Below are 603 nucleotides of genomic sequence, written 5' to 3'. Positions count from 1 at the left end.
TTCAAAAGTCCCATGTGGATCACTCCGTTGCCCCCGCCGCTCACCGCTTTGGAGGAAGGTTCACATGGCTCAGTTCTCAGTGAAAATTATGCCCTTAAACGGCTCAGTTCTGGGTGAGAAACAACACCCTTAAGCTGTCGGTCTTGCTGGAACAGTATTTCCGGGCATGCACGGATCGCCTTTCCGAAATTCAGAATTACGTCAGCAGTGGCGGTCATTCCGGGGAGAACATCGTCGGGCTGCCTGACTTTCCCGAGTTCCCAGCAGATACCGCTGCGGCTTGGCTCTACCTCAAGCCCGATGTAGCTGATGAGATCCTTGGGCTGCCAATCGAAATCCGACTCCTGGATGACGGCATCCGATTCAACATCAACATGGATGGCGACCCAGATGTCGATCCGGAATGGACCCTGGAGGCGCTTTACGACATTGCCCTCAAGACTCTGGATCTGGCTAAGCGGGCGAGGCGGCGTCATTGTGAACCGCACCGGGTTTGCCGGAGGCTCCAACTCCTGAGTAGGATGGAGCATCATGAGCAAGACGACGAACAAGTTTTCCGCTGAGGTTCGCGAGCGCGCTGTGCGCTTGGTTCTCGACAATGAA

General features: G+C 55.4%; 1 protein-coding gene. It reads right to left on the bottom strand.

Annotated features, from left to right (window positions below; translation table 11 throughout):
- Nucleotides 1-86 precede the first annotated feature (86 nt).
- Nucleotides 87-603 (bottom strand): hypothetical protein (locus HOY34_RS21930; protein ID WP_216654885.1); only part of this gene is annotated, 517 nt, incomplete at its 5' end.

The organism is Pseudogemmobacter hezensis, assembly GCF_013155295.1.
GTDB classification, from domain to species: domain Bacteria; phylum Pseudomonadota; class Alphaproteobacteria; order Rhodobacterales; family Rhodobacteraceae; genus Pseudogemmobacter; species Pseudogemmobacter hezensis.
The sequence above is the reverse complement of the archived record's forward strand: the minus strand, read 5'-3'. Positions and strand labels throughout refer to the sequence as shown.